A 25,384-nucleotide genomic window follows, 5' to 3' on the forward strand; every position below is an offset into this window, starting at 1 on the left:
CCCCGGCCCCGGGCGCGAACCGCCCCCCCCCCCCCCCCGCCGGCCCGCCCCCCCCCGGGGGCCCGCCCGGACCCTCACCGGCGGGGCCCCCCCCCGGGCCCGCAGGGCGCCCCGGGCGTAGCCCCCGGCCGCCGCCGCGACCCCGGTCACGATGGCGCAGGCCCGGCCCGCGCCGCCCGGCCGGGCCAGCACGAAGTCGCGCAGGCCCCGGGCCACCCCGGCGGGCAGCACCCGGGTGGTGTAGCGCCGCTCGGTCTCCAGGCCCCGGCCCGCGCCGACGCTGCGGGCGACCAGCGCCTTGGACAGGCCCTCGGCGTAGGCGCGGGTGCGGAAGTAGGCGAACCGCTCGCGCCCGGGCGGGACCTTGTGGTGGATGACGGCCCGGTCGTCGACCAGCAGCACCGCACCGGGCACCGCCCGCGCCAGCCGGATGCACAGCTCGGTCTCCTCGCCGCCCAGCGGCCGCCGGCCGCCGTCGCGCCCGATGCCGGTGGCGAAACCGCCCGCGGCGTCGAACGCGGACCGCCGGAAGGAGGCGTTGCCGCCGAGCACGTTGCGCACCCGGACCCGGCCGGCGGGCAGCCCCCGGTAGGTGCAGCCGACCACCCAGTCGAACTCCTCGGGGAACCAGGCCGGGCGGCGCCCCGACGCCCAGGCGGGCAGGGTGCGCCCGCCGACGGCCTGCACCGCCGGGTCGTCGTACCCCTGGGCGAGGAAGCGCAGCCAGTCCGGCTCGGCGACCGCGTCGTCGTCGAGGAAGGCCACGAACTCGCCCCGGGCGGCGGCGATCCCGGTGTTGCGCCCGGCGGACAGGCCGCGGGGGCCCGCGTTGGCGAGCACCCGCACCCGCGCGCCGGGCGCCCCGTCCCCGTACTCCTCTTCGAGGCGCCGCCCCAGCGCCGCGTTGTGGTCGACCACGAGCAGCGTCTCCAGGGCGGGCAGCGTCTGGCGCCGCACCGAGGCGACGGCCGCGAGGATGTCGTCCCAGCGGTCCGCGGTGTAGGCGCAGACCACCACGGAGAACCGGCGCTCGCTCAAGGCGCGTCCCCCCGGGGGACGTCGACGGAGAAGGCGGCGCTGCCGCGGCGCGCGGCGCGGCGCACCCGCTCCTCCCGCAGGATCACCTTGAGCACCCGGACGCCGTCCCGTACGGCGTTGAGGTTGCTCACGCCGTGGATGCGCAGGTACTCGTGGCTGGGCACCTCCTGGACCCGCAGCCCGGCCTTGACGACCCGGATGTTGATCAGGGTCTCGATCTCGAAGCCGGTGCAGTCCAGCGTGATCTTGTCCAGGCAGTGCCGCCAGAACGCGTTGTAGCCGTAGCACAGGTCGGTGTAGCGGGCGCCGAACTTGGCGTTGACGATGGCGCACAGGGCCCGGTTGCCGAGCCGGCGGATCAGGGTCATGTCATCGGTACCGCCGCCGTTGGCGAAGCGGGAGCCCTTGGCGAAGTCGGCGCCGCCGACCAGCGCGGAGACGTAGCTGACGATCTCCTGGCCGTCGGCCGAGCCGTCCGCGTCGACCATCACGATGATGTCGCCGGTGCAGGCGGCGAAGCCGCTGATGAGGGCGTCCCCCTTGCCCTTGCCGACCTGTTTGACGACCTTGACGTCGGGCCGGAGCTCCCGGGCGACGCGCACGGTGCTGTCGGTCGAGTTGCCGTCGACGAGCACCACTTCGTGGATCCAGCCGGGCAGGCTGCGGAAGACGTACGGGAGGTTCTCCGCCTCGTTCATGGCGGGGATGACCACGCTCACCGGTGGCGCGATCGCGAGGTGCGAGGTGATGGCCCGGTACTGCGCCGCCAAACGGCCGTCCTCGGAATCCGAAGGGGCGACCGGCGGCAGGAAGGAGCTCATGAGTCTGTTTCCCTCTCGTCCGGTGGACCGCCCGCCCCCGGGCGGTCCGGATGAGTGTCCGGTTCGAAAGGGGGGTTCTCACCCCGGGCCATGACGGAATGGATCTCCGTGCCATGGACTCCGTGCCGTGAAAATGCAAAGGGTGAGCTGGTATTGCCGACTGCGCGGCCCGTGACCGGCAAAGCGCACGCCGAGCACGGCACCCCCCTACCGCGCCCCGCCACGGCCGTCACTGCGACGCTTGAGCCCTCCCCAGAGCCGCTGTGCGCGATCGTCCGTTGCGGGTGGATGTAAGACGGTATTGACGATGGGGACCGTATGGCAAGGCCTGTAACGGGCCTCACGTCCTTTCCTCATGGGTCGTTCTTCCACGGTCGGATACGGAGACGGTCCGCGAGGGCGGCGGAGTTCCGGCCGCTGTGTCACAGAAGGGTTTAGCTCGGTAACCCGGATATGACGACACCCCAGCAGCCTCATTCACACCAAGGAGTGAGAGCGCTTGTCATGGCTCGCCGAATTCCCGATCTTGCGGTAAAGCGCGGTAAAAGGACGTGAATTGACGATCAAGCCGCGGGAACGCGCCGGACGGTCACTTCCGGACGCCCCGCGTCCGTCTGGAGGCCGCCGCGACGAGCGGCGCCAGCAGGGAGAGGGCGGCCACCGCCGCCACCGCGCCGCGCACCGACCAGCCGTCGAAGGCGAGCAGCGCGCGGGCCACCGCCGTGTCGAGGAGCACGGCCCCGCCCGCCGCGACGGCCGCACGGGCCCCCGGGGCGAGCCGGGGCAGCGCGGCGGCGATGCCCGCGGCCGGGGCGGCCAGCAGGAAGAACACGGCGCACGGCGCCCGCAGTGGTGAGTCGAGGCCGGCCAGCGGGAGCGCCGCTCCGGCCGCCGCGACGGCGACCGCGACGCCCGCGAGCAGCGCGAGGGCGTCCGACCGGGTCGGGACGGGCGACTTGTTCGGCATGGTCTGCATGGCGGTGTTCGCCCCCTGGGGCGCCGGATGCCGGATTCCGAGGCTGTTCATCCTGAGCCTGGCTCGACTGACCGTCAAGAACGCCTGGGGTCACCGGTTCCTCGCCAAATCTTCTTGGCATGGACACTTCCAGCATCGCCTACTCCCCGGTACAAAAAGTCCGGCAGAGATCCTGCTAAGAGGAGGTTCCATGAAACTGTCCCGCGTCGCGGCTCTCTCGTCCTCGCTCCTGCTCGGTGCCGTGCTCGCCCTCACCGGGGCGGGGCAGGCGCAGGCCGCCGCAGTCGACTACGTGGCCCTGGGTGACTCGTACTCCTCGGGCGTCGGCTCCGGTTCGTACGACGGCTCCAGCGGCGACTGCAAGCGCACGCCGAAGGCGTACCCGGCCCTGTGGGCCGCCGCCAACTCACCCTCCTCGTTCGCGTTCACGGCGTGCTCGGGCGCTCGTACGGGTGATGTGACGTCCGGTCAGCTCGGCCCGCTGAACGCCTCCACCGACCTCGTCTCGATCACCATCGGCGGCAACGACGCCGGCTTCGCGGACGTCATGACCACCTGCGTCCTGCAGTCCGAGTCCACCTGCGTCAACCGGGTCAACCAGGCCAGGGCGTACGTCGACTCGACCCTGCCGGGCAAGCTCGACGCCGTGTACTCGGCGATCAGAGCCAAGGCCCCCGGCGCCCGGGTCGTCGTGCTCGGCTACCCCCGCTTCTACAAGCTCTCCGGCAGCTGCGTGACCGGTCTGAGCGAGGCCGAGCGCACCGCGATCAACAGCGCGTCGGACTACCTCAACGCCGCCACCGCCAAGCGGGCCGGCGCCCACGGGTTCACCTTCGCCTCGGTCGTCCCGCAGTTCACCGGCCACGAGATCTGCTCGGGCTCGGCCTGGCTGCACAGCGTGAACTGGCTCAACATCGGCGAGTCCTACCACCCCACCGCCGCCGGCCAGTCCGGTGGCTACCTGCCCGCGTTCAGGGCTGTGGCGTAGCGGAGTACCCGGGGGAGGACGCGTCGCCCGACGGGCTCGCGTCCTCCTCGCACGTGACCGAGAAGGACACCCAGTTCGAGTTCACCGGCACCGGCGAGCGGACCTCGATCCGCACCCGGTCGCGGCGCGTCCCGCCCTGCGGGTACGCGGTCACCGTGTGGTTCACCTCGCGTGCCGCCTCGCCGCCCGCCGGGAAGCGCAGCGTCTTCCAGTCGCCCGAGCCCTCGCCGCTCTCGGTGGCCCAGCGGTACTCGACCGTCGCGGGCACGCGCCCCACCGTGACGGCCCCGCTGAACGCGGGAGCCTGCCGGTCCGGCGGCGGGCACGTCCCGCTGTAACTCCCGCGCACCTCCTGCGCGTACACCTGGACGGTCTGCCGGGGCGGCGCCGAGGACGACGGCTCCTTCGACGGCTCGTCGGAGGAGGCCGAGGGCGAAGGGTCCTCGGACGACGGGCTCTTCCCGCCGGTCGTGGCGCCACCGCCGGGGACCGTGGCGCTGCTCGACGAACCCGCCGAAGCACCGCCCCCGGCCTGCCCGTCACCGCCGGCCCTGCCGTTGAGCAGGACGTACGCCAGCGCCGCCAGCGCCAGCAGGAGCAGCGCGATCCCCGCCGCCAGCGCCGCCCCCGCCTTCCGGTCCCGCCGGGGCTCCGGCGCGCCGGCCGAGGTGTCGGAGGCGGGCCCGTACCCGGCGGCCGTGGTCGCCGCCCCCGCGGAGGGCACCGGCACCGGCATCGGCAGCGGGGGAGTGGGCGCGGTCATCGTCGGGGCGTAGGGCCCGGCCGCCGCCGCGCCCGGGTCGCGCGGGGTGCCGCCCGCGCCCACGATCCGCAGCTGGTGCTCGGCCTCGGCGGCCGTCATCCGCTCCTGCGGCTCCTTGCGCAGCAGGCCCTCGATCACCGGGGCCAGCGCGCCCGCCCGGCGCGGCGGCGGCAGCTCCTCGTCCACGACGGCCCGCAGCGTGTTCAAGGGCGTGTCCAGGCGGAACGGGGAGTTGCCCTCGACGGCCGCGTACAGCAGTACGCCCAGCGACCACAGGTCCGACTCCGGTCCGGCCGGACGCCCCAACGCCCGTTCGGGAGCCAGGAATTCGGGCGAGCCGATCAGCTCCCCGGTCATGGTGAGGTTGGAGGTGCCCTCCACCACGGCGATGCCGAAGTCGGTCAGCACCACCCGGCCGTCGTTGGACAGCAGCACGTTGCCCGGCTTCACGTCCCGGTGCAGCACGCCCGCCTCGTGCGCGGCGCGCAGCGCGGCCAGCACCTCCGCGCCGATGTGCGCGGCCCGGCGCGGGGACATCGGGCCCTCCGCGTCCAGCTCCTCGGAGAGGGTGAGGCCGCGCACCAGCTCCATCACGATCCACGGGCGGCCCTGGTCGTTCTGCACGTCGTACACGGTGACGACGTTGCGGTGGGTGATCCGGGCCGCCGCCCAGGCCTCCCGCTCCAGGCGCGCGTACAGCCGGCGCACCTCGGCGTCCGGCAGTCCGGAGGGGGCCCGCACCTCCTTGACCGCCACCTCGCGGCCGAGCACCTCGTCACGGGCCCGCCAGACCACCCCCATGCCGCCCTCGCCCAGCGGGCCGAGCAGCCGGTAACGCCCCGCGATCAGCTGATTCTCCGGCACGCGAGCCCCCTCCGCAGTGGCGCGGCATCTCGGTGGAAACCTCTCAAAGTTAGCTCAACTCCAGGTCCCCGGCGCCCCTTCGGCCGCAGATCCGCGCGGGCGGCCCCGGCGGATCCGCAGGCGTGGACGGCGGCCCGGGCGGGTAGCCGGAGGGGGACAGCAGAGGCACACCGGACCGGATGTCCAACTCGCCCTGGAATCAGATGTATTCGGAGAGTAACCGAAAGGCCGTCAACCCTCGTACCGGAGTGGTGAATCCTGCGACCGGGATACACGGGTGTCATCGCGGGGGGATAGGGTTAACCTGCCCGGGCCGGGTGCCCTCGTACGGGTGGGGAGTGACATGGAACAGATAACAGTGCGCAGCAGGCCGCGCGTGCCTGCCATCACGTGCGGGAGCAGCGCGACCAGTTCGCGGCTCGACCGCCATCTCTCGGTGCTCGGCGGACCCGCCGTGCCCCAGCGCGAGGCGGCCGAGGCCACCTCCCTCATGCGCGAACTGACCTCACGCGACCGTGAGGTTTCGCACACCCGCCGCAAGAGCGCGCGCGTGTCGCTGTTCGCCCCGCTGCGCCGCCTGCGGCGCACCCTCTTCGGCAACGGAGGCTGACGGCATTCCACCGGCGGCACGGCCGCCCCGCAACACCCGCACACGCGCAGCCCGTTGCGGCCCCGCCCACCCCGGGGCCGTACCGGTCCGCGCACCGCACCAGACGCCTCAGCGGACCACCCCCGCCGCGCGCAGCGCGTCCAGCTCCTCGGCACCGAGCCCCAGCTCACCCAGGACCGCGTCCGTGTGCTCCCCCAGCGCGGGAACGGGCCCCATCCCGGCCTCCGGCCCGCCGGGGAACGTGATCGGCGGCAGCATCGCCCGCAGCGGCCCCACCGGCGTGTCCACCTCCCGCCAGCGGTCCCGCGCGGCGAGCTGCGGATGGGCGGCCACGTCCGCCACCGTGTTCAGCCGGGCGCAGGCGATCCCCGCCTCCTCCAGGCGCGCCACCGCCTCCGCCGCCGGCAGCGCGCCCAGCGCCTCCGCCACCGCCGCGTCCGTCTTCGCCCGGCGTTCCACCCGGGCCGTGTTCGTCGCGAACGCCGGGTCGCGCGCCAGCTCCGGGCGGCCGAGCACCCGCTCGCACAGCCGCACCCACTCCCGGTCGTTCTGCACCGAGAGCAGCACCCGGCCGCCGTCCGCCGTCGGGTACGCGTCGTAGGGGGCGATCACGGCGTGCGCCAGGCCCGTGCGCGCCGGGGCCGTGCCCCCGTGCATCCCGTGGTGCAGCGGGTGGCCCATCCACTCCGCGAGCGACTCCAGCATCGAGATCTCCACCGGGCCGCCCCGCCCGGTCGTGCCGCGCCGCAGCAGCGCGGCCAGCACCCCGGAGAAGGCGTACATGGCCGCCGCGACGTCCGCCGCCGGGATCCCCGCCTTCACCGGCTCCCCGGGCGTGCCGGTCACCGACACCAGGCCCGCCTCGCACTGCACGAGCATGTCGTAGGCCCGCTTGTGCGCGTACGGGCCGCCCGCGCCGTACCCCGAGACGTCCACCGCGACCAGCCGCGGGTGCGCCGCGCACAGAGTCGCCGCGTCCAGGCCGAGCCGGGCCGCCGCGCCCTGCGCCAGGTTCTGCACGAACACGTCCGCGTCCGCCACCAGACGGCGCACCAGGGCCAGGCCGCGCGGGTCCTTCAGGTCCACGGCCAGCGACTCCTTGCCCCGGTTGCACCACACGAAGTGCGAGGCGAGGCCCGCGGCGGCGGTGTCGTACGCGCGGGCGAAGTCCCCGCCGTCGGGCCGCTCCACCTTGATCACCCGGGCGCCGAGGTCGGCGAGCTGGCGGGTGGCGAAGGGCGCGGAGACGGCCTGTTCGACGGAGACGACGGTGATCCCGTCCAGGGGCAGCGGCTGAGTGGTCATGGCAGCCGTACCTATCGCGTACCGGCCGCGCCTGTCACCCCCGCCACCGGTCCGACGGGGCGTCAGAGCAGCGCGAACTGCCCGCCCGGGCCCTCCTCCAGGTGGTCCAGGACCGACGCGGGGCGGCGCGCCGACGGCGGTACGGAGGGCAGCGGGCCCAGGTCGTCCGCCGCCTCCACCGGCTCCTCGGCGGCGACCAGCGCCAGGACCGTGATCAGCTCCAGGAGCTGCGAGGTCCACTCCTGGGTCCACCCGCCGCCGACCGCGTCCAGGGTGCCGGGCTCCGCCGTGCGCACCCGCCGCTCGAACCACAGCTCCAGCACCCGCACGCCCGCCACCCGGAAGTCCCAGGCGGCCCGCGGCACCGGCGCCACCCGGCCCTCGTCCAGGCTGAGCACCTCCTCCGCCGGGTCGTACGCCATGGCGCGCGGCCGGGCCGGGAGCGCCTGGCGCACGTAGGGCCGCCGGCCGCCCGGCAGCCGGGGCCGCCCGCCGCCGCGCGCGCCGCGCAGCTGCGCGGTCAGCAGGCGCTGTCCGCGGGCCACCCCCCGGGCCCAGACGGCCGGGTCGGCGGGCAGCGGGACCTCGGAGCCCCGGGCGCCCGCGCGGGCCGTCGCGGCGACCCAGGCGAGCACGTCCTCGGGCGCCACGTCGAGCCGGTAGCGGGCGGTGAGCAGGTCGAGGAGGCCCGGGGCGAGGTTGGGCTCGGTGCCGCCCGGCCTGCGGTACAGCGGGCGGATCCGGCCCGGGCGCCCGGCGGGGGAGCGGCCGTCGGGCAGCACCGCGGACACCAGCACGGCGGGGCCGCCGCCCCCGGGCACGTACCCCTGCTCCACCGCGAACAGCTGGTGCTCGTCCGCCACCCGCCACAGCTCGGGCCGGGCCGCGTCGATCAGCCGGTGGTCCGGCAGCAGCCACTGCTCGTCGAACGGGCCGTGCGCGATCCGCACCGGCTCCGGGCACGGCCCGGCCTCCCCGGCGAGCTGCCCGGTGCCCGTGGAGTGCCCCGGCAGGGCGGCCACCGAGGTGCGCAGGGTGCGGGCCCTGGACTCCTGGAACAGTGCGGCGCGCTCCTCGCCCCCGGCCCGCAGCAGCGCGTCCCAACGGGAGCGCAGGGTGCGGGAGTCGGGAGCGACGACCCATGAACGCCCGTACCGCAGCGGCGGCGTGGACCACGGCATCAGGTCATCAAGCAGCATGGCCCAAGCCTACGAGCCGGAGGGGGAGGGCACACGCGGGCGCCTCACTCCGCGTCCACCGTCACCGAGAAGGAGAACCGGTCGCCCCGGTAGCGGATGCGGGCCACGTCCACCACCCGGCCGGCCGCGTCGTAGGTGACGCCCGTGTAGTGCAGGATCGGCGAGAGCAGCGGGACCCTGAGCAGCTCGGCCGTCTCCGGGTCCGCGAGCCGGGCCTCCACGGTGTCGGTGATCCGGCTGATCCGGACCCCGACGACGTCCCGCAGCACCTTCGTCATCGGCCAGCGCTCCAGGGCCGCCACGTCCAGCTTCTCGGCGACGTCCGGGCGCACCGCGTTCTCCGCCCAGTTCGTCGGCTCGCCGCTCTCGCCGTCGCGGCGCAGCCTGCGGTACGTGACGACCTCGGCCAGGCCGGGGAAGTGCTCCACCAGGTCCCCGGGCACCGGGCCCGACGCGTACCCGAGGACGGTCGTCGCCTCGCCGGACTGCTGGGCCACGATCGCGTCGATGGAGCCGAGCAGCCGGCGCGGGGCGCCCCGGCGGGCGCCCGGCTCGATGAACGTGCCGCGTCTGCGGTGCCGGCTGATCAGCCCCTCCTCCTCCAGCTCCTTCAGCGCCTGGCGCATGGTGAGCACGCTCACCCCGTAGTGCGCGGCCAGCTGCTCCTCGGTGGGCAGCCGCAGCGGGGCGTCCGGGCCCCGCCCGAGTATCGAGGCGCGCAGCGACTGCGACACCTGGTACCAGAGCGGCAGCTTGCGGTTCAGGACGAGCGAGTCCGGGGCGAAGGAGGACGTCACGGCATCTCCGATCGGATCCGGCCCTACGGCCGGAAGTGGCGCTGAAGACCCTGCCACACGTCGTCGTACCCCCGTTGCAGGTGATCAGCTCCCGCCGCCTGGGCGGTGGCGGTGACCGGCCAGCGGGTCTCGAACATGAACGCGAGTCCGTCGTCGATCCGCTGCGGCGCCAGCTCGGCGGCGCTGGCCTTGTCGAACGTCTCCCGGTCGGGTCCGTGCGCGGACATCATGTTGTGCAGCGAGCCGCCGCCCGGGACGAACCCCTCGGCCTTGGCGTCGTACGCGCCCTCGATCAGGCCCATGTACTCGCTCATCACGTTGCGGTGGAAGTACGGCGGGCGGAAGGTGTCCTCGCCGACCAGCCAGCGCGGCGCGAAGACCACGAAGTCGACGCCCGCCAGGCCCGGGGTGTCGGAGGGGGAGGTGAGGACCGTGAAGATCGACGGGTCCGGGTGGTCGTAGGAGATCGTCCCGATGACGTTGAAGGCGCGCAGGTCGTAGACGTACGGGACGTGGTTGCCGTGCCAGGCGACGACGTCCAGCGGCGAGTGGTCGTAGGTGGCCGACCAGAGGTTGCCGCAGAACTTGTTGACCACCTCGACCGGGCCCTCGACGTCCTCGTACGCGGCGGTCGGCGCCCGGAAGTCCCGGGCGTTGGCCAGGCCGTTGGCGCCGATCGGGCCCAGGTCGGGCAGGGCGAACGGCTGCCCGTAGTTCTCGCACGCGTACCCCCGGGCGCTCCCGTCGAGCAGCTCGACCCGGAAGCGCACCCCGCGCGGGACCAGCGCGACCTCGCCGGGGCGGACCGCGAGCAGGCCCAGCTCGGTGCGGAGCAGCAGGCCGCCGCGCTCGGGGACGATCAGCAGCTCGCCGTCGGCGTCGCTGAAGACCCGGTCCATGGAGGCGTTGGCGTGGTAGAGGTGCACGGCCATGCCGGTGCGCTGGGCGGCGTCGCCGTTGCCGCCGAGCGTCCACAGGCCGGCCAGCCAGTCGGTGCCGGGCGCGGGCTCGGGCAGCGGGTTCCAGCGCAGCCGGTTGGGGTCGGGCACGGTCTCGGTGAACGGCGCCGTGCGCACCGCGCCGTTGTCGACGCGGGCGAACGGCGGGTGCGCGGCCGAGGGGCGGATCCGGTACAGCCACGAGCGCCGGTTGTGGGCGCGCGGCTCGGTGAAGGCGCTGCCGCTGAGCTGCTCCGCGTACAGGCCGAGGGGCGCGCGCTGGGGGGAGTTGCGGCCGTGCGGCAGCGCCCCGGGCACCGCCTCGGAGCTGTGCTCGTTGCCGAAGCCGGAGAGGTACTCCAGCGCCTCGGCGGTCTTGCGCGCCTGGTCGTCCACGGTCATCGCCCGCTCCTGCCCTCGGTCGAACACGGAATCCTATGTATGACCGTAGGATTCCGTGCGGCGTCCGTCAACGGCGCGCCCCCGCGCTTCAGCGGCATGATGGGGGGCGTGCCCCAGTCGAACGCCCTCCGCCGCACCCCGGTCCAGCGGCGCAGCGCCGAGCGCCTCGCCCGGATCCTCGACGCGTGCGCCGAGCTGCTCGACGAGACCGGTTACGAACAGCTGAGCACCCGCGCCGTCGCCGTGCGCGCCGGCGTCCCCATCGGCTCCGTCTACCGCTTCTTCGGCAACAAGCGCGCCCTGGTCGCCGCCCTCGCCCACCGCAACCTCGACCACTACGCCGAGCGCGTGGCGGCCCGCCTCGCGGCCCCGCCCGCCACCGGGGCCGGCGCGGCCATCGACGTCGTCCTCGACGAGTACCTCGCCATGAAGCGCACCGTCCCCGGCTTCGCGCTGGTCGACTTCGGCGTCCCCGCCCCCGACGACGACCCCAACCACCTGGTCGCCGACCGGCTCTGCGAGCTGCTCGCCGCCCACCTCGGCCGGGACGCCGACGAGCGGCTGCGGCGCAAGGTCCTGGTCGGCGTGGAGGCCACCGACGCCCTGCTCCAGCTCGCCTTCCGCACCGACCCGTCCGGCGACGCCGGGCTGATCGCCGAGTGCCGCGAGCTGCTGCACGCCTACCTGGTGCCGTTCCTGGAGTGAGGGCGCCCGGGGGATCTCCTGGGGTACGGAGCTCCTGGTGCGGGCGCCTCCCGGGGGATCCCCAGTGGTACGGAACTCCTGGAGCGCGCGCCTCCGGTCCCGGTGGCGCGCGGCCCGGGCGATTCGGGCGGGACGAGAGCCCCGGCCCCTCCCGGACGTGCCTACCGGTCGGTATGCTCGGCCGCGGCCCCGTCCGCAGCCGTACCGACCCGCCGTCACCCCGGCCGACCGGCCGGGCCGGCCCACCAGGAGTCCACGATGCCGCGCACCGCCCTGCGTATCTGTCCCCTCTGCGAGGCCACCTGCGGGCTCGCCCTCACCGTCGAAGGGACCCGCGTCACCGGGGCGCGCGGCGACCGCGACGACGTGTTCAGCCGGGGGTTCGTCTGCCCCAAGGGCGCCGCCTTCGGCGAACTCGACGCGGACCCCGACCGGCTGCGCACCCCGCTGCTGCGCGACGGCGGCGAGCTGCGCGAGGCCACCTGGCAGGAGGCGTTCGACGCGATCGCCGCCCGCGTCCCCGCGCTCGTCGCCGAACACGGGGCCGACGCCGTCGCCGTGGTCCTCGGCAACCCCAACGTGCACACCATGGCCGGCGCCCTCTACCCGCCGCTGCTGCTCGGCCGGCTGGGCACCCGCAACATCTACACCGCCTCCACCCTCGACCAGATGCCCAAGCACGTCTCCAGCGGGCTGCTCTTCGGCGACGCCTTCGCCGTCCCCGTGCCCGACCTGGACCGCACCGACCACCTGCTCCTCCTCGGCGCCAACCCGCTCGACTCCAACGGCAGCCTGTGCACCGCCCCCGACTTCCCCGGCCGGCTCAAGGCGCTGCGCCGCCGCGGCGGCACCCTCACCGTCGTCGACCCCCGGCGCACCCGCACCGCCCGCCTCGCCGACCGGCACGTCGCCATCCGCCCCGGCGCCGACGCGCTGCTGCTCGCCGCGCTCGCCCAGGTCCTGTTCGCCGAGGGCCTGGCCGACCCGGGCCCCCACCTCGCCCCGCACCTGGAGGGCCTGGCCGAACTGGAGGAGGCGGTACGGGACTTCACGCCCGAGGCGGTCGCCGGTGCCTGCGACGTACCGGCCGGGGAGATCCGTACGATCGCCCGGGAGCTCGCCGCCGCGCCCACCGCCGCCGTCTACGGCCGGGTCGGCAGCTCCACCGTCGAGTTCGGCACCCTCGCCAACTGGCTGGTCGACGTCCTCAACGTGCTCACCGGCAACCTCGACCGGCCCGGCGGCGCCCTCTTCCCGCTCTCCGCCACCGTCCCCGCGCCCCGGCCCCCGGGACCCGGCCGCGGCTTCGCGCTCGGCCGCTGGGCCAGCCGCGTCTCCGGGCACCCCGAGGCCAAGGGCGAACTCCCCGTCGCCGCGCTCGCCGAGGAGATCGAGACCCCCGGCGAGGGCCGGGTGCGCGCCGTGATCGCCATCGCCGCCAACCCGGTGCTCTCCGCCCCCGACGGCGACCGGCTCGACCGGGCGCTGGCCGGGCTGGACTTCATGGTCAGCGTCGACCCGTACCTCAACGAGACCTCGCGCCACGCGGACGTCGTGCTGCCCCCGCCGCCGCCGTCCCGCAGCGCCCACTTCGACTTCGCCTTCAACGGCTTCGCGGTGCGCAACCAGGTCCGCTACACCCCGGCCGCCGTGCCCCTGGAGGACGGGCGGATGGACGAGTGCGAGATCCACGCCCGGCTCGTCCTCGCGGTCGGCGGAGCGCACGGCGCCCCGCCCGCCGCCGTCGACGAACAGGCCATCGCCCGTGCCCTGGCCAAGGCCGTCGCCGAACCCCACTCGCCGCTGTACGGGCAGGACCCCGAGAAGGCCGCCGCCGCGCTGGGCGGCTCCACCGGACCGGAGCGGCGCCTGGACCTGATGCTGCGCGCGGGCCCGTACGACCTCACCCTCGACGCGCTGCTCGCCCACCCGCACGGCATCGACCTCGGCCCGCTGGAGCCCCGGCTGCCCGGCCCGCTCAGGACCCGCAGCGGGCGGATCGAACTGCTGCCCGGCGCCCTGGCCGCCGACCTGCCCCGGCTGCGCGCCGCGCTCGACGGTCCCGCCACCGGCTCGCTCGTCCTGGTCGGCCGCCGCCACCTGCGCTCGAACAACAGCTGGATGCACAACGTGCCCGCCCTGAACGGCGGTTCCAACACCTGCACGCTCCAGATCCACCCCGCCGACGCCACCCGGCTCGGCATCGGCGACGGCGACACCGTGCGGGTGCGCTCCGACGGCGGCGAGGTGCGGGCCCCCGCCGAGGTCACCGACGCGGTGCGCACCGGCGTGGTGAGCCTGCCGCACGGCTGGGGCCACGACCGGCCCGGCACCAGGATGGCGGTCGCCGCCGCCCGCCCCGGCGTCAACGTCAACCAGCTCCTGGACGGCAGCAGGCTCGACCCGCTGTCGGGCACCGCCGTGCTCAACGGCTTCCCGGTGGAGGTGACACCCCTGCGTTGAGCTGGGGTTTTGCTCGTATTGCTCACGCGTCAACACCTTGTTAACGCGATCTCACGCGCCCTACGGTCGTCCGGACCGCCGCCCCGGCGGGAGTTCAAGGGTGAACGTGAGGTGACCTCCATGCTGACCATCCTCGGCTTCGGCATGATCGCGACCTTCCTGGTCCTGATCATGCTGAAGAAGATGTCGCCGATCGCGGCGCTGGTCCTGATCCCCGCGCTGTTCTGCGTCCTGGTCGGCCAGGGGGCACAGCTCGGGGACTACGTCATCGACGGCGTCGGGAAGCTCGCGCCCACCGCGGCCATGCTGATGTTCGCCATCGTCTACTTCGGCGTGATGATCGACGCGGGCCTGTTCGACCCGGTGGTGCGGGGCATCCTGCGCTTCTGCAAGGCCGACCCGATGCGGGTGGTCGTCGGTACGGCGGTGCTCGCCGCGATCGTCTCGCTGGACGGCGACGGCTCCACCACCTTCATGATCACCGTCTCGGCCATGTACCCGCTGTACAAGCGGCTGGGGATGAGCCTGGTCGTGATGACCGGCGTCGCCGCCACCGCCAACGGCGTGATGAACACGCTGCCCTGGGGCGGCCCCACCGCCCGCGCCGCCACCGCCCTGAAGGTGGACGCGGGCGACGTGTTCGTCCCGATGATCCCCGCGCTCGCCGCCGGACTGGTCTTCGTGCTCCTCCTCGCGTACGTCCTCGGCCGCCGCGAGCGCAAGCGCGTCGGCCACCTCTCCCTGGACCGGGTGCTCGTGGCCGAGCCGGAGCCCGAGGCCGTCCTGGCGGGCGCCGGGGCCGGTCCGGCGGGCGAGGGCCCGAAGCGGACGGCGGGCGGCGGCGCGGGCACCTCCGACGCGCCGGGCGCGGCCGGCACGGCCGACGGCGGGGACGACGCCGACGACGAGGGCCTGCGCGGGCTCGACCCGCACCGCGCGACCCTGCGCCCCCGGCTGTACTGGTTCAACGCGGCCCTCACCGTGGCGCTGCTCGCCTCCATGATCATGGAGGTGCTGCCGATCCCGGTGCTCTTCCTGCTCGGCGCCGCCCTCGCGCTCACCGTCAACTACCCGCGCATCCCCGACCAGAAGGCCCGCATCGCCGCCCACGCGGACAACGTCCTCAACGTCTCCGGCATGGTCTTCGCCGCCGCCGTCTTCACCGGCGTCCTCACCGGCACCGGCATGGTCAAGCACATGGCCGACTGGCTCGTCGGCGCCATCCCGGACGGGATGGGCCCGCACATGGCCCTGGTCACCGGCCTGCTCAGCCTGCCGCTCACGTACTTCATGTCCAACGACGGCTTCTACTTCGGCGTGCTGCCCGTCCTCGCCGAGGCCGGTGCCGCGCACGGCGTCTCGCCGCTGGAGATCGCCCGCGCCTCGCTCGTCGGCCAGGCCCTGCACATGTCCAGCCCGCTGGTCCCCGCCGTGTACGTCCTGGTGGGCATGGCCAAGGTCGAGTTCGGCGACCACACCCGCTTCACGGTCAAGTGGGCCGCGCTCACCTCACTGGTGGTCCTCGCCGCCGGGATCCTCTTCGGGATCATCTGAGGTGACGTCCACCGCCGACCGGGTGCCCGGGAACCCCCGGGGCTGGCTGCTGCGCCTCGTCATCGCCTTCTGCTTCGCGCAGGGGGCGGTGTCGATGGCGCGCCCGGCCGTCTCCTACCGGGCCCTCTCGCTGGGCGCCGACGAACGGGCCGTCGGCGTGATCGCCGGGGCGTACGCGCTGCTGCCGCTGTTCGCCGCCGTCCCGCTGGGACGCCGCACCGACCAGGGGCGCTGCGCCCCGCTGTTGCCGCTGGGCGTCGCGCTGATCGCGGTCGGCTGCGCGGCCGGCGGGCTCGCGGACGACCTGGTGGCGATGGCCGCGTGGAGCGGGGTGACCGGCCTGGGGCACCTGTGCTTCGTGATCGGCGCGCAGTCGATCGTGGCCCGCCAGTCCGCCCCGGCCGAACAGGACCGCAACTTCGGCCACTTCACCATCGGCGCCTCGCTCGGCCAGCTCATCGGCCCGATGGCCGCCGGGTGGCTCATCACCGGTGACATGGCACGCACCACCTCGCTCGCCCTGGTGGTCTCGGCGGGCGTCGCCGTGGTCTCCACCGCCTCGCTGTGGCGGATCGAGCGGCGCGCCGGACGGGCCGCCGGGCGCGCCGCCGCGCCCGCGAAGGTGCCCGTCCACCGGATCCTGCGCACCCGGGGCGTCCCGGCCGGGATCTGCGTCAGCCTCGCCGTGCTCTCCGCCACCGACGTCCTCACCGCCTACCTGCCCGTGGTCGGCGAGCACCGCGGCATCGCGCCCGCGACCGTCGGACTGCTGCTCAGCCTGCGGGCCGCGGCCACCATCGCCTGCCGCCTGGTGATGACCCCGATGATCCGGCTGCTCGGCCGCACCGCGCTGCTGGTGGCGACCTGCCTGCTGGGCGGGGCGCTGTGCGCGGCGATCGCGCTGCCCGTGCCGGTGTGGGCGCTGGCCGTGGTGCTCGCGCTGCTCGGGTTCTGCCTGGGGGTGGGGCAGCCGCTGTCGATGACCACGGTGGTGCGGGCGGCCCCGGCCGACGCCCGCTCCACGGCCCTGGCGCTGCGGCTGACCGGCAACCGGCTGGGCCAGGTCGCGACGCCCGCGGCGGCCGGGCTGGTCGCGGGGGTGGCCGGGGTGGCGGCGCCGTTCGTCCTGCTCGGGGTCCTGCTGGTGACGGCGGGGGCGTGGGGCGCGGTCCCGGTGCCGGAGGCCGGCCGGGGCGTACGGGAGGCGGCGGAGGAGACCGCGGCCCGGACCTGACCGCCGGCACCGGGGCGCCGCCTGGCCGGGCATCCCCTGGTGCCGGAAAACTAACGGCGCTAGTTTGGCCTCCACGCCCCAGGTTCCGTGAGGAGAAGCGATGAAGGCCCACGACGGCATGTACATCGACGGCGACTGGCGGCCCGCCGCGGGCACCGGGACGATCGAGGTGGTCAACCCGGCCGACGAGCAGGTCATCGCCCACGTCCCGGCCGGCGGCGCCGAGGACGTCGACGCCGCCGTACGGGCCGCCCGCGCGGCCTTCCCCGGCTGGGCCGCCACCCCGCCCGCCGAGCGCGCCGCCCGGCTGGCCGCGCTGCGCGGCGTGCTCGCCGCCCGCCAGGGCGAGATCGCCGAGACGGTCACCGCCGAACTGGGCGCGCCGCCGCAGCTGGCGCAGGCGGTGCACGCCGGACTGCCGGTCGTGGTCGCCGGTTCGTACGCCGAACTGGCCGCCTCGTACGCCTTCGAGGAGAAGGTCGGCAACTCCACCGTGCTCCACGAGCCGCTCGGCGTCGTCGGCGCCATCACGCCCTGGAACTACCCGCTGCACCAGGTCGTCGCCAAGGTGGCGCCCGCCCTCGCCGCGGGCTGCACGGTCGTCCTCAAGCCCGCCGAGGACACCCCGCTGACCGCCCAGCTGTTCGCCGAGGCCGTCCACGAGGCGGGCCTGCCCGCCGGCGTGTTCAACCTGGTCACCGGGTTCGGCCCGGTCGCCGGCCAGGCCCTCGCCGAGCACGAGGGCGTGGACCTGGTCTCCTTCACCGGCTCCACCGCCGTCGGCCGGAAGATCGGCGCCATCGCGGGCGCGGGCGTCAAGCGGGTCGCCCTGGAACTGGGCGGCAAGTCCGCCAACGTCATCCTGCCCAGCGCGGACCTGGCCAAGGCGGTGGCCGTCGGCGTGGCCAACGTGATGGCCAACTCCGGCCAGACGTGCAGCGCCTGGACCCGGATGCTGGTGCCCGCGGACCGCTACGAGGAGGCGGTGGGGCTGGCCGCGACGGCCGTCGCCAAGTACGTGCCGGGCGAGCGGGTCGGCCCGCTGGTCAACGCCCGCCAGCTGGAGCGGGTGCGCGGCTACATCCGCACCGGCCTCGACGAGGGCGCCCGGCTGGTCGCGGGCGGCCCCGACGCGCCGCTGGAGACCGGCTACTACGTGGCGCCGACCGTCTTCGCGGACGTCACGCCCGGGATGACGATCGCCCAGGAGGAGATCTTCGGCCCGGTCCTCTCGATCCTGAAGTACGAGGACGAGGACGAGGCCCTGCGCATCGCCAACGGCACGGTGTACGGGCTCGCGGGCGCCGTGTGGGCGGGCGACGAGGCCGAGGCCGCCGCCTTCGCGCGCCGCATGGACACCGGCCAGGTCGACATCAACGGCGGGCGCTTCAACCCGCTGGCCCCCTTCGGCGGCTACAAGCAGTCCGGCGTCGGCCGGGAGCTGGGGGCGCACGGCCTCGCCGAGTACCTCCAGACCAAGTCCCTGCAGTTCTGAGCCGGTCGCCCGGCACGTCCCGAACTCCCCCCAGGGAACGCGAGGAAAGAGGAAACCGAACGTGGTCCGCGCCGCAGTCCTGCCCGCCGTCGGCTCCCCGCTGGAGATCACCGACATCGAACTCCCCGAACCCGGACCCGGCCAGGTGCGGGTCCGCCTGGCCGCCGCCGGGGTCTGCCACTCCGACCTGTCCCTGGCCAACGGCACCATGCGGGTGCCCGTCCCCGCCGTGCTCGGCCACGAGGGCGCGGGCACCGTCGTCTCCGTCGGCGAGGGCGTGTCGCACGTCGCGCCCGGTGACGGCGTCGTCCTCAACTGGGCTCCCTCCTGCGGCAGCTGCCACCACTGCGGCCTCGGCGAGGTCTGGCTGTGCGCCGACGCGCTGAGCGGTACGGGCCGGGTGCACGCCACCGCCGCCGACGGCACCGAGCTCCACCCGGGCCTGAACGTCGCCGCGTTCGCCGAGGAGACCGTGGTCGCCGCCGACTGCGTGCTGCCCGCGCCCGAGGGCGTCCCGCTGGACGTGGCGGCGCTGCTCGGCTGCGCGGTGCTGACCGGCTACGGGGCAGTGCACCACAACGCCCGGGTCCGCGCGGGCGAGTCGGTCGTCGTCCACGGCGTCGGCGGCGTCGGCCTCGCCGCGATCCAGTCCGCCCGGATCGCCGGGGCGGGCCGGATCGTGGCGGTCGACGCCTCCCCGCACAAGGAGGAGCTGGCCCGGGCGGCCGGGGCCACCGACTTCGTCCTCGCCTCGGACACCACCGCCAGGGAGGTCAGGAAGCTCACCGGCGGGCACGGCGCGGACGTGGCCCTGGAGTGCGTGGGCCGCGCCGCCACCATCCGCGCCGCCTGGGACTCCACCCGGCGCGGCGGGCGCACCACGGTCGTCGGCGTCGGCGGCAAGGACCAGCAGGTCACCTTCCACGCCCTGGAGCTGTTCCACTTCGCCCGCACCCTGTCGGGCTGCGTGTACGGCGACTGCGACCCGGCGGTGGACCTGCCGGTCCTCGCGGAGCACGTCCGGGCGGGCCGGCTGGACCTGGAGGCGCTGGTCACCGACCGGATCGGCCTGGAGGGCATCCCGGCGGCCTTCGAGAACATGCTCGCGGGCAAGGGCGGCCGGGCGCTGGTGGTGTTCTGAGGCCGGTGGCGTCCCGAGGGGTCCCGTCTCCCGGCCCGTCGGGCGGTACGCGGGCGCGGGGCGGTGTCAGGCGCCGCCCGCCGCCACCGTCCCGTACCGCACCGCGAGCCCGTCGAGCAGGGCCCGCAGACCCGTCTCGAACGCGCCCTCGTCGACCTTCTCCTGGTGGTCGGCGAGCAGGTGCGCCTGGCCCAGGTGCGGGTAGTCCGCCGGGTCGTAGGCCGTCTCGTCGTCCACGAAGCCGCGCGCGAACGAGCCGAGCGCCGAGCCGGTGATGAAGTACCGCATCAGCGCGCCGATGTGGGTGGCCTGCGCGGGCGGCCAGCCCGCGCGCACCATCGCGCCGAACACCGCGTCGGCGACCCGCAGCCCGGCCGGGCGGCGGCCGGGGCCCCGGGCGAGCACCGGGACGATGTGCGGGTGGGCGGTGAGGGCGGCCCGGTAGGAGAGCGCCCAGTCGTGCAGGGCCTCCCGCCAGTCCCGCCCGTCGTCCTCGTCGAACATCGACAGGTCGACCCGGGCGCTCACCGCGTCGGCGACGGCCTCCAGGATCTCGTCCTTGCCCCGGAAGTGGTTGTAGAGGGACGGGCCGCTGACGCCGAGCTCCGCCGCGAGCCGCCGGGTCGAGACGGCGTCGAGGCCCTCGGCGTCCACGAGCGCGCTCGCCGTCTCGACGATCCGGTCTCGGCTGAGGAGGGGCTTGCGCGGTCGGGCCATGCGGCACATAGTAGGGCCTGCCCCGAGGAAACTAGCAGTGGTAGTTAAATGCTGCCGGCGCCCTCCGACCCGTACCCCCGACGCCCCGAGCGAGGTGCCCGCGCATGAACCTGGAGCTGAGCGAGGAGCAGGCGGACGCGAGGCGTCTCGCCAGGGACTTCGTCGCCCGCGAGATCACCCCGCACGTGATCGGCTGGGACCGCGCGGAGAGCGTCGACCGGGGCGTCGTGAAGAAGCTCGGCGAGATCGGCTTCCTGGGGCTCACCGTCCCCGAGGAGTACGGCGGTTCGGGCGGCGACCACCTCACGTACTGCCTCGTCACCGAGGAGCTGGGGCGCGGCGACTCCTCGGTCCGCGGGATCGTCTCGGTCTCGCTCGGCCTGGTCGCCAAGACCATCGCCTCCTGGGGCGACGAGGAGCAGAAGCGCCACTGGCTGCCCCGGCTCACCGCCGGCGACGCGGTCGGCTGCTTCGGCCTCACCGAGCCCGGCACCGGCTCCGACGCGGGCAACCTGGCCACGCGCGCGGAGCGGGACGGCGACGCGTACGTCCTCGACGGGTCCAAGACCTTCATCACCAACGGCACCTGGGCCGACGTCGTGCTGCTCTTCGCCCGCACCGGCGGTGCGCCCGGCCACCAGGGGATATCCGCCTTCCTGGTGCCCGCCGACAGCCCCGGCCTGACCCGGCGCGCCATCCACGGCAAGCTCGGGCTGCGCGGCCAGGCCACCGCCGAACTGGTCCTGCGCGACGTGCGGGTGCCCGCCTCCGCGATGCTCGGCCCGGAGGGCAAGGGCTTCTCGGTCGCCATGTCGGCGCTGGCCAAGGGCCGGATGTCGGTGGCGGCGGGCTGCGTCGGCATCGCCCAGGCGGCCCTGGACGCGGCGGTGGCGTACGCGGGGGAGCGCGAGCAGTTCGGCAAGCCCATCGCCTCCTACCAGCTGGTGCAGTAGCTGATCAGCGACATCGCGGTGGACGTCGACGCGGCCCGGCTGCTGACCTGGCGGGTGGCCGACCTGGTGGACCGGGGCGAGGAGTTCGCCACGGCCGCCTCCAAGGCCAAGCTCTTCGCCTCCGAGGCCGCGGTGCGCGCCGCCAACAACGCCCTGCAGGTCTTCGGCGGCTACGGGTACATCGACGAGTACCCGGCCGGGAAGCTGCTGCGCGACGCCCGCGTGATGACGCTGTACGAGGGCACCAGCCAGATCCAGAAGCTGATCATCGGCCGCGCGCTGACGGGCGTCTCGGCGTTCTGAGCGGGTCCCGGGTGCGGGTCTCGGTGCTCCGAGTGGCCCCCGGGTGCGGGACCCCGGCCCGGGGGCCTGAGTACGGGGATGAGTATCCGCGCGGATGTGGCCCCCGTCACGCCCGCCGGATGCTGGCCCCATGAGTGACACACCGGTCAAGCAGCAGAACACCGCCGCCTACTCGCTCCAGGCGACCCTGTCCTTCGCCTTCGCGCTCGCCGCCGTCGCCATCGGCGTCTACCAGCTGGACGTGGACGGCTGGGTGCGCGCGTTCCTCGCCATCGCCGTCCTCTACCTCACCACCTCCGCCTTCACCCTCGCCAAGGTCGTGCGCGACCGGCAGGAGGCCGGGCAGATCACCAGCCGGGTCGACCAGGCGCGCCTGGAGAAGCTGCTCGCCGAGCACGACCCCTTCCAGAAGCTCTGACCTCAAGGAACTTCCCCGCCGCAGGCCCTAAGGACCTGTCCGGTCGATCATGCCGACACGGGGTGCCGGGTGCCTTCTGGTCCTGGTGAGCGGTGGCTGGTGCGTGCGATCGCAAGGCGGAGGAGGGAGGCAACGCGGAGCGTTGTTGACCGCTCGACAACGCCGCGAGCGTGCGTGCCAGGCGCCGCGGCCCAGGCGTGATCGACCGGACAGGTCCTAAGCGCTTGCTCAGCTTCGTTGTATGGTGTTCGTCCTGCCGAACGGACGAAGGGGCGAACGATGAGCGCGGCTGAGGAGACGGCCGGGGCCGAGGAGCGGCCCTGGGCCGAGGTCACGCCCGAGGCCGCCAGGCGGCTGCTCGTCGCCGCCGTGGAGGCGTTCGCCGAGCGCGGCTACCACGCCACCACCACGCGGGACATCGCCGGGCGCGCCGGGATGAGCCCGGCCGCCCTCTACATCCACTACAAGACGAAGGAAGAGCTGCTCCACCGGATCAGCCGGATCGGCCACGACAAGGCCCTGGAGATCCTGGAGACGGCCGCCGGGGCCGGCGGCACGGCCTCGGAGCGGCTCACCGCCGCCGTGCGCTCCTTCGTCCGCTGGCACGCCGGGCACCACACGACCGCGCGGGTGGTGCAGTACGAACTGGACGCGCTCGGCGACGGGCACCGCGCCGAGATCGTGGAACTGCGCAGGCGCAGCGACGCGGCGGTCCGCCGGATCCTCAACGAGGGCGTGGCGGCGGGGGAGTTCGACGTGCCGGACGTGCCGGGCACCACCCTGGCCGTGCTCTCGCTCTGCATCGACGTGGCGCGCTGGTTCAACACCGCCGGGCGCCGCACGCCGGACGAGGTCGGCGCGCTCTACGCCGACCTCGTGCTGCGCATGGTGGGTGCCGGGGACGTGCGGACGGCCCCGGGATCCGGCCGCTAGGACCTGTCCGGTCAGAAGAAGTAGCGGGACACCGACTCGGCGACGCACACCGGCTTCTCGGAGCCCTCGCGCTCCACGGTCACCAGCGCGGTGACCTGGACGCCGCCGCCCGCGTCGGTGACCTCCTGGAGCACGGCGGTGGCGCGCAGCCGCGAGCCGACCGGCACCGGGGCGGGGAAGCGGACCTTGTTCGTACCGTAGTTGAGGCCCATCTTCATGCCCTCGACCCGCAGCACCTGCGGCACCAGGAGCGGCAGCAGCGACAGCGTCAGGTAGCCGTGCGCGATGGTCGTGCCGAACGGGCCCGACTTGGCGCGCTCCGGGTCCACGTGGATCCACTGGTGGTCACCGGTGGCGTCGGCGAACAGGTCGACGCGCTTCTGGTCCACCTCCAGCCAGTCGCTGTGCCCCAGCTGCTCGCCGACCCCGGCGCGCAGCTCGTCGGCGGACGTGAAGACCCTGGGCTCTGCCATGCCGCAACTCCCTGACTGTGACTGACCGTGATGGTCCGTGACTTCGGAGACTTCCGCTGTCTAAGCGCTTGCTCAGCATGGTCGGGCGGGCGCGGTCCTGTCAACGGAGGCCCAGTAGGGTTCGGCGGGTGCCCCAGATCCCAGAGAAGGTCCACGAGCTCACCGTCGGCCAGCTGTCCGCGCGCAGCGGCGCGGCGGTGTCGGCGCTGCACTTCTACGAGTCCAAGGGCCTGATCAGCAGCCGCCGCACCAGCGGCAACCAGCGCCGCTACACGCGCGACGCGCTGCGCCGGGTCGCCTTCGTGCGCGCCGCCCAGCGGGTCGGCATCCCGCTCGCCACCATCCGCGACGCGCTCGCCGAACTCCCGGAGGAGCGCACCCCCACCCGCGAGGACTGGGCACGCCTCTCGGAGGCCTGGCGCTCGGAACTGGACGAGCGCATCACTCAGCTGGGCCGTCTGCGCGACCACCTGACGGACTGCATCGGCTGCGGGTGCCTGTCGCTGTCGACGTGCGTGCTGTCCAACCCGGACGACGCCTTCGGCGAGCGCATGACCGGCTCCCGCCTGATGGCCGAACGCCGCACGAAGACCGACCAGGACTGAGCCGCACCCGCCGGTGCCTAGCCCGGATCGGCACCACCCCCGCCCCGCCGGCGCCCGGCCGCCTCCACCAGCCGGGCCGCCGCCTCCACCAGCTCGGCGTTGGACCCGGCGGGCCGCCCGTCCGGCAGCAGCAGCACGTCCTCGAGGCCCACGCGCGTGTCGAGCCCGAGCCGTGCCGCGAGCCGCAGCACCGGCCAGGCGCCGCCCTCCTCGCCGTGCAGCAGCACCGGTACGCCGCCGAGGTCGCCCAGCTCCCCGAGCAGCGCCCGCGCGGTCGCCGGGGCCGACTCCGGGTCCCGGTCGGTGACTTCGGCGTGCACCCGCAGCACGCGCGGGCGCAGCGGGGAGCGCGCGAACAGCCGGGCCCCGTCGGTCCCCGACCAGATCCCCGCCTCCACGCCCACGCCCCGCGCGAGCAGCGCCGCGGCCAGCTCCTCGGCGCCCTCCTCGTGCCAGTTGACCGAGGCGTGGTCGGGCAGCACGGACCAGGAGCGCACCCGCTCCACGCGCCGCAGCGGGTCGGGCTCGGCCCACGCGCCCGTGGTCACCCCGACGGGCACGTCCACGGCGCCCCGCAGCCCGCCGAGCAGCGGGTCGAGGACGCGCGGCGACATCGAGTCCGAGCCGCACGGGGTCTTGGGGTGCACGTGCACGTCGGCGGCGCCGGCGGCCACGGCTTCCGCCGCGGCGGCGGCCAGCGCCCGCGGTGAGAGCGGGAGCGCCCCGGACTCGGCCGGGTCGCGCGTCCCGTTGAGACAGACCTGGATCATCCTCCGATGGTCCCACCGCCCACTGACAGCCCCGTCGGATTCCGGACCCCGTCGGACTTCCGGACCCCGCCGCCCCCGGGGCCCACGACTCCTGGGCCCCGCTGCCCCCGGACCCCGCCGCTCCCGGGGCCCGGACGGGACGTGCGCGCCAGGCCCTACGCCACGTGCGCCAGCTCGCTGCCCCGGGAGGTGCGCTTGGCCTCGTTCAGCGCCCGGGACGTCAGCAGCGACTGCGGCACCACCACGCCGCAGTGCGTGCACACCGGCCCGAACCACGGCTCGTGGCGGAGCTCGGGCTGCCACACGATCGAGGGGTCGGCGCACACCGGGCAGCTCTCCCCGGGGTCCGTCTCCAGTGCCGATATCAGCCGCCGCAGCACCTCGCCCAGCGGCTCCGAGGGGTGCACGGCCGGGTCGTCGCAGCGGGCCACCCCGTTGCCTCCCCAGGTGCGCCGGTGCCAGTCGTCGACGGACCCGGGCCGCCTCAGCCCGTCGTGCTTCTCACGCTTGCGGCGTTCCGCGAACTGCTCCTCGTAGGCGAGCCACACCGCCCGCGCGTCCTCCAGCTCGTCGAGCGCGGCCACCAGCCGCGCCGGATCGGGGTCCCGGTCCTCCGGCCCGAAGCGGTGCCTCGTGCACAGGTGGTCCCAGGTCGCCCGGTGTCCGTAGGGGGCGAACCGCTCCAGGCACTTGCGCAGCGAATACCTCCGCAGCGCCAGGTCGCACCTCGGATCGCGGACCTGTCTCGCAAGACTCCGGAATCCGGCCATCGCACTGCCACCTCCGTCGCTCGTTCTGCGGCGTCACGTAATGGACGTACGAGTGCCCGATCCGGCTCCATCCAAAAACGAGAGGGGCTCCTCCGCGCCACGCGCGCCCCTCGGGGCGCTCCCCGTACCGTGCCCGCCCGCACGGGTGA

The 25,384-nt window shown here is 74.6% G+C and carries 23 protein-coding genes and 1 pseudogene; 12 read left to right on the forward strand and 12 right to left on the reverse strand.

Going from position 1 to position 25,384, the window contains the following annotated elements; genetic code table 11:
* The 3 genes from ABT160_RS27420 to ABT160_RS27430 form a co-directional block, all read right to left on the reverse strand.
* Positions 1-1,038: glycosyltransferase family 2 protein (locus ABT160_RS27420; protein ID WP_351650492.1), on the reverse strand; the 1,038-nt coding region annotated here is incomplete at its 3' end.
* On the reverse strand, positions 1,035-1,859 hold the full coding sequence (locus ABT160_RS27425) for a glycosyltransferase family 2 protein (RefSeq protein ID WP_351650493.1): 825 nt from the start codon (positions 1,857-1,859) through the stop codon (positions 1,035-1,037). The genes ABT160_RS27425 and ABT160_RS27420, both read right to left, overlap by 4 nt.
* Positions 1,860-2,448: 589 nt before the next feature.
* On the reverse strand, positions 2,449-2,886 hold the full coding sequence (locus ABT160_RS27430; RefSeq protein ID WP_351650494.1) for a hypothetical protein: 438 nt from the start codon (positions 2,884-2,886) through the stop codon (positions 2,449-2,451).
* Between the two features lie 139 nt (positions 2,887-3,025).
* On the opposite strand from ABT160_RS27430, the gene ABT160_RS27435 reads away from it, so the two are divergent.
* Entirely contained in the window at positions 3,026-3,823 is a 798-nt protein-coding gene (locus ABT160_RS27435; protein WP_351650495.1) for an SGNH/GDSL hydrolase family protein, read from the forward strand.
* Here the strand turns inward: ABT160_RS27435 and ABT160_RS27440 are convergent.
* Positions 3,807-5,387, reverse strand: coding sequence for a serine/threonine-protein kinase (locus tag ABT160_RS27440; RefSeq protein ID WP_502984310.1), 1,581 nt, complete (start codon positions 5,385-5,387; stop codon positions 3,807-3,809). The genes ABT160_RS27435 and ABT160_RS27440 overlap by 17 nt on opposite strands.
* Before the next feature lie 406 nt (positions 5,388-5,793).
* Here ABT160_RS27440 and ABT160_RS27445 point away from each other — a divergent pair, with 406 nt between their 5' ends.
* Positions 5,794-6,060 carry a hypothetical protein gene (locus tag ABT160_RS27445; RefSeq protein WP_351650497.1) on the forward strand — a complete coding sequence of 89 codons (267 nt, stop codon included), beginning with the start codon at positions 5,794-5,796 and terminating at the stop codon, positions 6,058-6,060.
* A 108-nt stretch (positions 6,061-6,168) separates the two neighbouring features.
* On the opposite strand, the gene ABT160_RS27450 is transcribed toward ABT160_RS27445, so the two are convergent.
* The 4 genes from ABT160_RS27450 to hmgA all read right to left on the reverse strand — a co-directional run bounded on the left by ABT160_RS27450 (position 6,169) and on the right by hmgA (position 10,695).
* Positions 6,169-7,365: a CaiB/BaiF CoA transferase family protein gene (locus ABT160_RS27450; protein ID WP_351650498.1), complete on the reverse strand. Its 1,197-nt coding sequence runs from the start codon at positions 7,363-7,365 to the stop codon at positions 6,169-6,171.
* Positions 7,366-7,427: 62 nt separating this feature from the next.
* Positions 7,428-8,564, reverse strand: coding sequence for a type ISP restriction/modification enzyme (locus tag ABT160_RS27455; RefSeq protein ID WP_351650499.1), 1,137 nt, complete (start codon positions 8,562-8,564; stop codon positions 7,428-7,430).
* Between the two features lie 44 nt (positions 8,565-8,608).
* Entirely contained in the window at positions 8,609-9,373 is a 765-nt protein-coding gene (locus ABT160_RS27460; protein ID WP_502984311.1) for a GntR family transcriptional regulator, read from the reverse strand.
* 11 nt (positions 9,374-9,384) lie between these two features.
* Complete coding sequence (hmgA, locus tag ABT160_RS27465; protein WP_502984312.1) at positions 9,385-10,695, reverse strand: homogentisate 1,2-dioxygenase; 1,311 nt, start codon at positions 10,693-10,695, stop codon at positions 9,385-9,387.
* 105 nt (positions 10,696-10,800) lie between these two features.
* Here hmgA and ABT160_RS27470 point away from each other — a divergent pair, with 105 nt between their 5' ends.
* The 6 genes from ABT160_RS27470 (at position 10,801) to ABT160_RS27495 (ending at position 19,293) form a co-directional block, all read left to right on the forward strand.
* Positions 10,801-11,406 (forward strand): TetR/AcrR family transcriptional regulator, encoded by a 606-nt coding sequence (locus tag ABT160_RS27470; protein ID WP_351650546.1) that lies wholly within the window; start codon positions 10,801-10,803, stop codon positions 11,404-11,406.
* Between the two features lie 258 nt (positions 11,407-11,664).
* Complete coding sequence (locus ABT160_RS27475) at positions 11,665-13,869, forward strand: molybdopterin oxidoreductase family protein (protein ID WP_351650501.1); 2,205 nt, start codon at positions 11,665-11,667, stop codon at positions 13,867-13,869.
* Positions 13,870-13,989: 120 nt separating this feature from the next.
* Positions 13,990-15,423, forward strand: a complete 1,434-nt coding sequence (locus tag ABT160_RS27480; protein ID WP_351650502.1) for a CitMHS family transporter — start codon at positions 13,990-13,992, stop codon at positions 15,421-15,423.
* Position 15,424: 1 nt separating this feature from the next.
* The gene (locus tag ABT160_RS27485; RefSeq protein ID WP_351650503.1) at positions 15,425-16,657 is read left to right on the forward strand and encodes an MFS transporter; all 1,233 of its coding nucleotides are present in this window, start codon (positions 15,425-15,427) and stop codon (positions 16,655-16,657) included.
* Between the two features lie 100 nt (positions 16,658-16,757).
* The gene (locus tag ABT160_RS27490; RefSeq protein ID WP_351650504.1) at positions 16,758-18,152 is read left to right on the forward strand and encodes an aldehyde dehydrogenase family protein; all 1,395 of its coding nucleotides are present in this window, start codon (positions 16,758-16,760) and stop codon (positions 18,150-18,152) included.
* Between the two features lie 61 nt (positions 18,153-18,213).
* The gene (locus ABT160_RS27495; protein ID WP_351650505.1) at positions 18,214-19,293 is read left to right on the forward strand and encodes a Zn-dependent alcohol dehydrogenase; all 1,080 of its coding nucleotides are present in this window, start codon (positions 18,214-18,216) and stop codon (positions 19,291-19,293) included.
* Positions 19,294-19,359: 66 nt separating this feature from the next.
* On the opposite strand, the gene ABT160_RS27500 is transcribed toward ABT160_RS27495, so the two are convergent.
* Positions 19,360-20,019 (reverse strand): TetR/AcrR family transcriptional regulator, encoded by a 660-nt coding sequence (locus ABT160_RS27500; RefSeq protein ID WP_351650506.1) that lies wholly within the window; start codon positions 20,017-20,019, stop codon positions 19,360-19,362.
* Positions 20,020-20,114: 95 nt separating this feature from the next.
* Between ABT160_RS27500 and ABT160_RS27505 the strand changes: the two are divergent.
* The 3 genes and pseudogenes from ABT160_RS27505 to ABT160_RS27515 all read left to right on the forward strand — a co-directional run bounded on the left by ABT160_RS27505 (position 20,115) and on the right by ABT160_RS27515 (position 22,617).
* Positions 20,115-21,266: pseudogene (locus ABT160_RS27505) on the forward strand (acyl-CoA dehydrogenase family protein).
* A 130-nt stretch (positions 21,267-21,396) separates the two neighbouring features.
* Entirely contained in the window at positions 21,397-21,684 is a 288-nt protein-coding gene (locus tag ABT160_RS27510; RefSeq protein ID WP_351650507.1) for a YiaA/YiaB family inner membrane protein, read from the forward strand.
* A 279-nt stretch (positions 21,685-21,963) separates the two neighbouring features.
* Entirely contained in the window at positions 21,964-22,617 is a 654-nt protein-coding gene (locus ABT160_RS27515; protein WP_351650508.1) for a TetR/AcrR family transcriptional regulator, read from the forward strand.
* 11 nt (positions 22,618-22,628) lie between these two features.
* On the opposite strand, the gene ABT160_RS27520 is transcribed toward ABT160_RS27515, so the two are convergent.
* Complete coding sequence (locus tag ABT160_RS27520; protein WP_351650509.1) at positions 22,629-23,090, reverse strand: MaoC family dehydratase; 462 nt, start codon at positions 23,088-23,090, stop codon at positions 22,629-22,631.
* 128 nt (positions 23,091-23,218) lie between these two features.
* On the opposite strand from ABT160_RS27520, the gene soxR reads away from it, so the two are divergent.
* Positions 23,219-23,695, forward strand: a complete 477-nt coding sequence (gene soxR, locus ABT160_RS27525; protein WP_351650510.1) for a redox-sensitive transcriptional activator SoxR — start codon at positions 23,219-23,221, stop codon at positions 23,693-23,695.
* A gap of 17 nt (positions 23,696-23,712) precedes the next feature.
* Here the strand turns inward: soxR and ABT160_RS27530 are convergent, their stop codons facing one another.
* Positions 23,713-24,465 carry a 3-keto-5-aminohexanoate cleavage protein gene (locus tag ABT160_RS27530; protein ID WP_351650511.1) on the reverse strand — a complete coding sequence of 251 codons (753 nt, stop codon included), beginning with the start codon at positions 24,463-24,465 and terminating at the stop codon, positions 23,713-23,715.
* A 155-nt stretch (positions 24,466-24,620) separates the two neighbouring features.
* Positions 24,621-25,235, reverse strand: coding sequence for a hypothetical protein (locus ABT160_RS27535; RefSeq protein WP_351650512.1), 615 nt, complete (start codon positions 25,233-25,235; stop codon positions 24,621-24,623).
* Positions 25,236-25,384: the final 149 nt, after the last annotated feature.

Source organism: Streptomyces sp. NPDC001941, assembly GCF_040296945.1.
GTDB lineage: Bacteria > Actinomycetota > Actinomycetes > Streptomycetales > Streptomycetaceae > Streptomyces.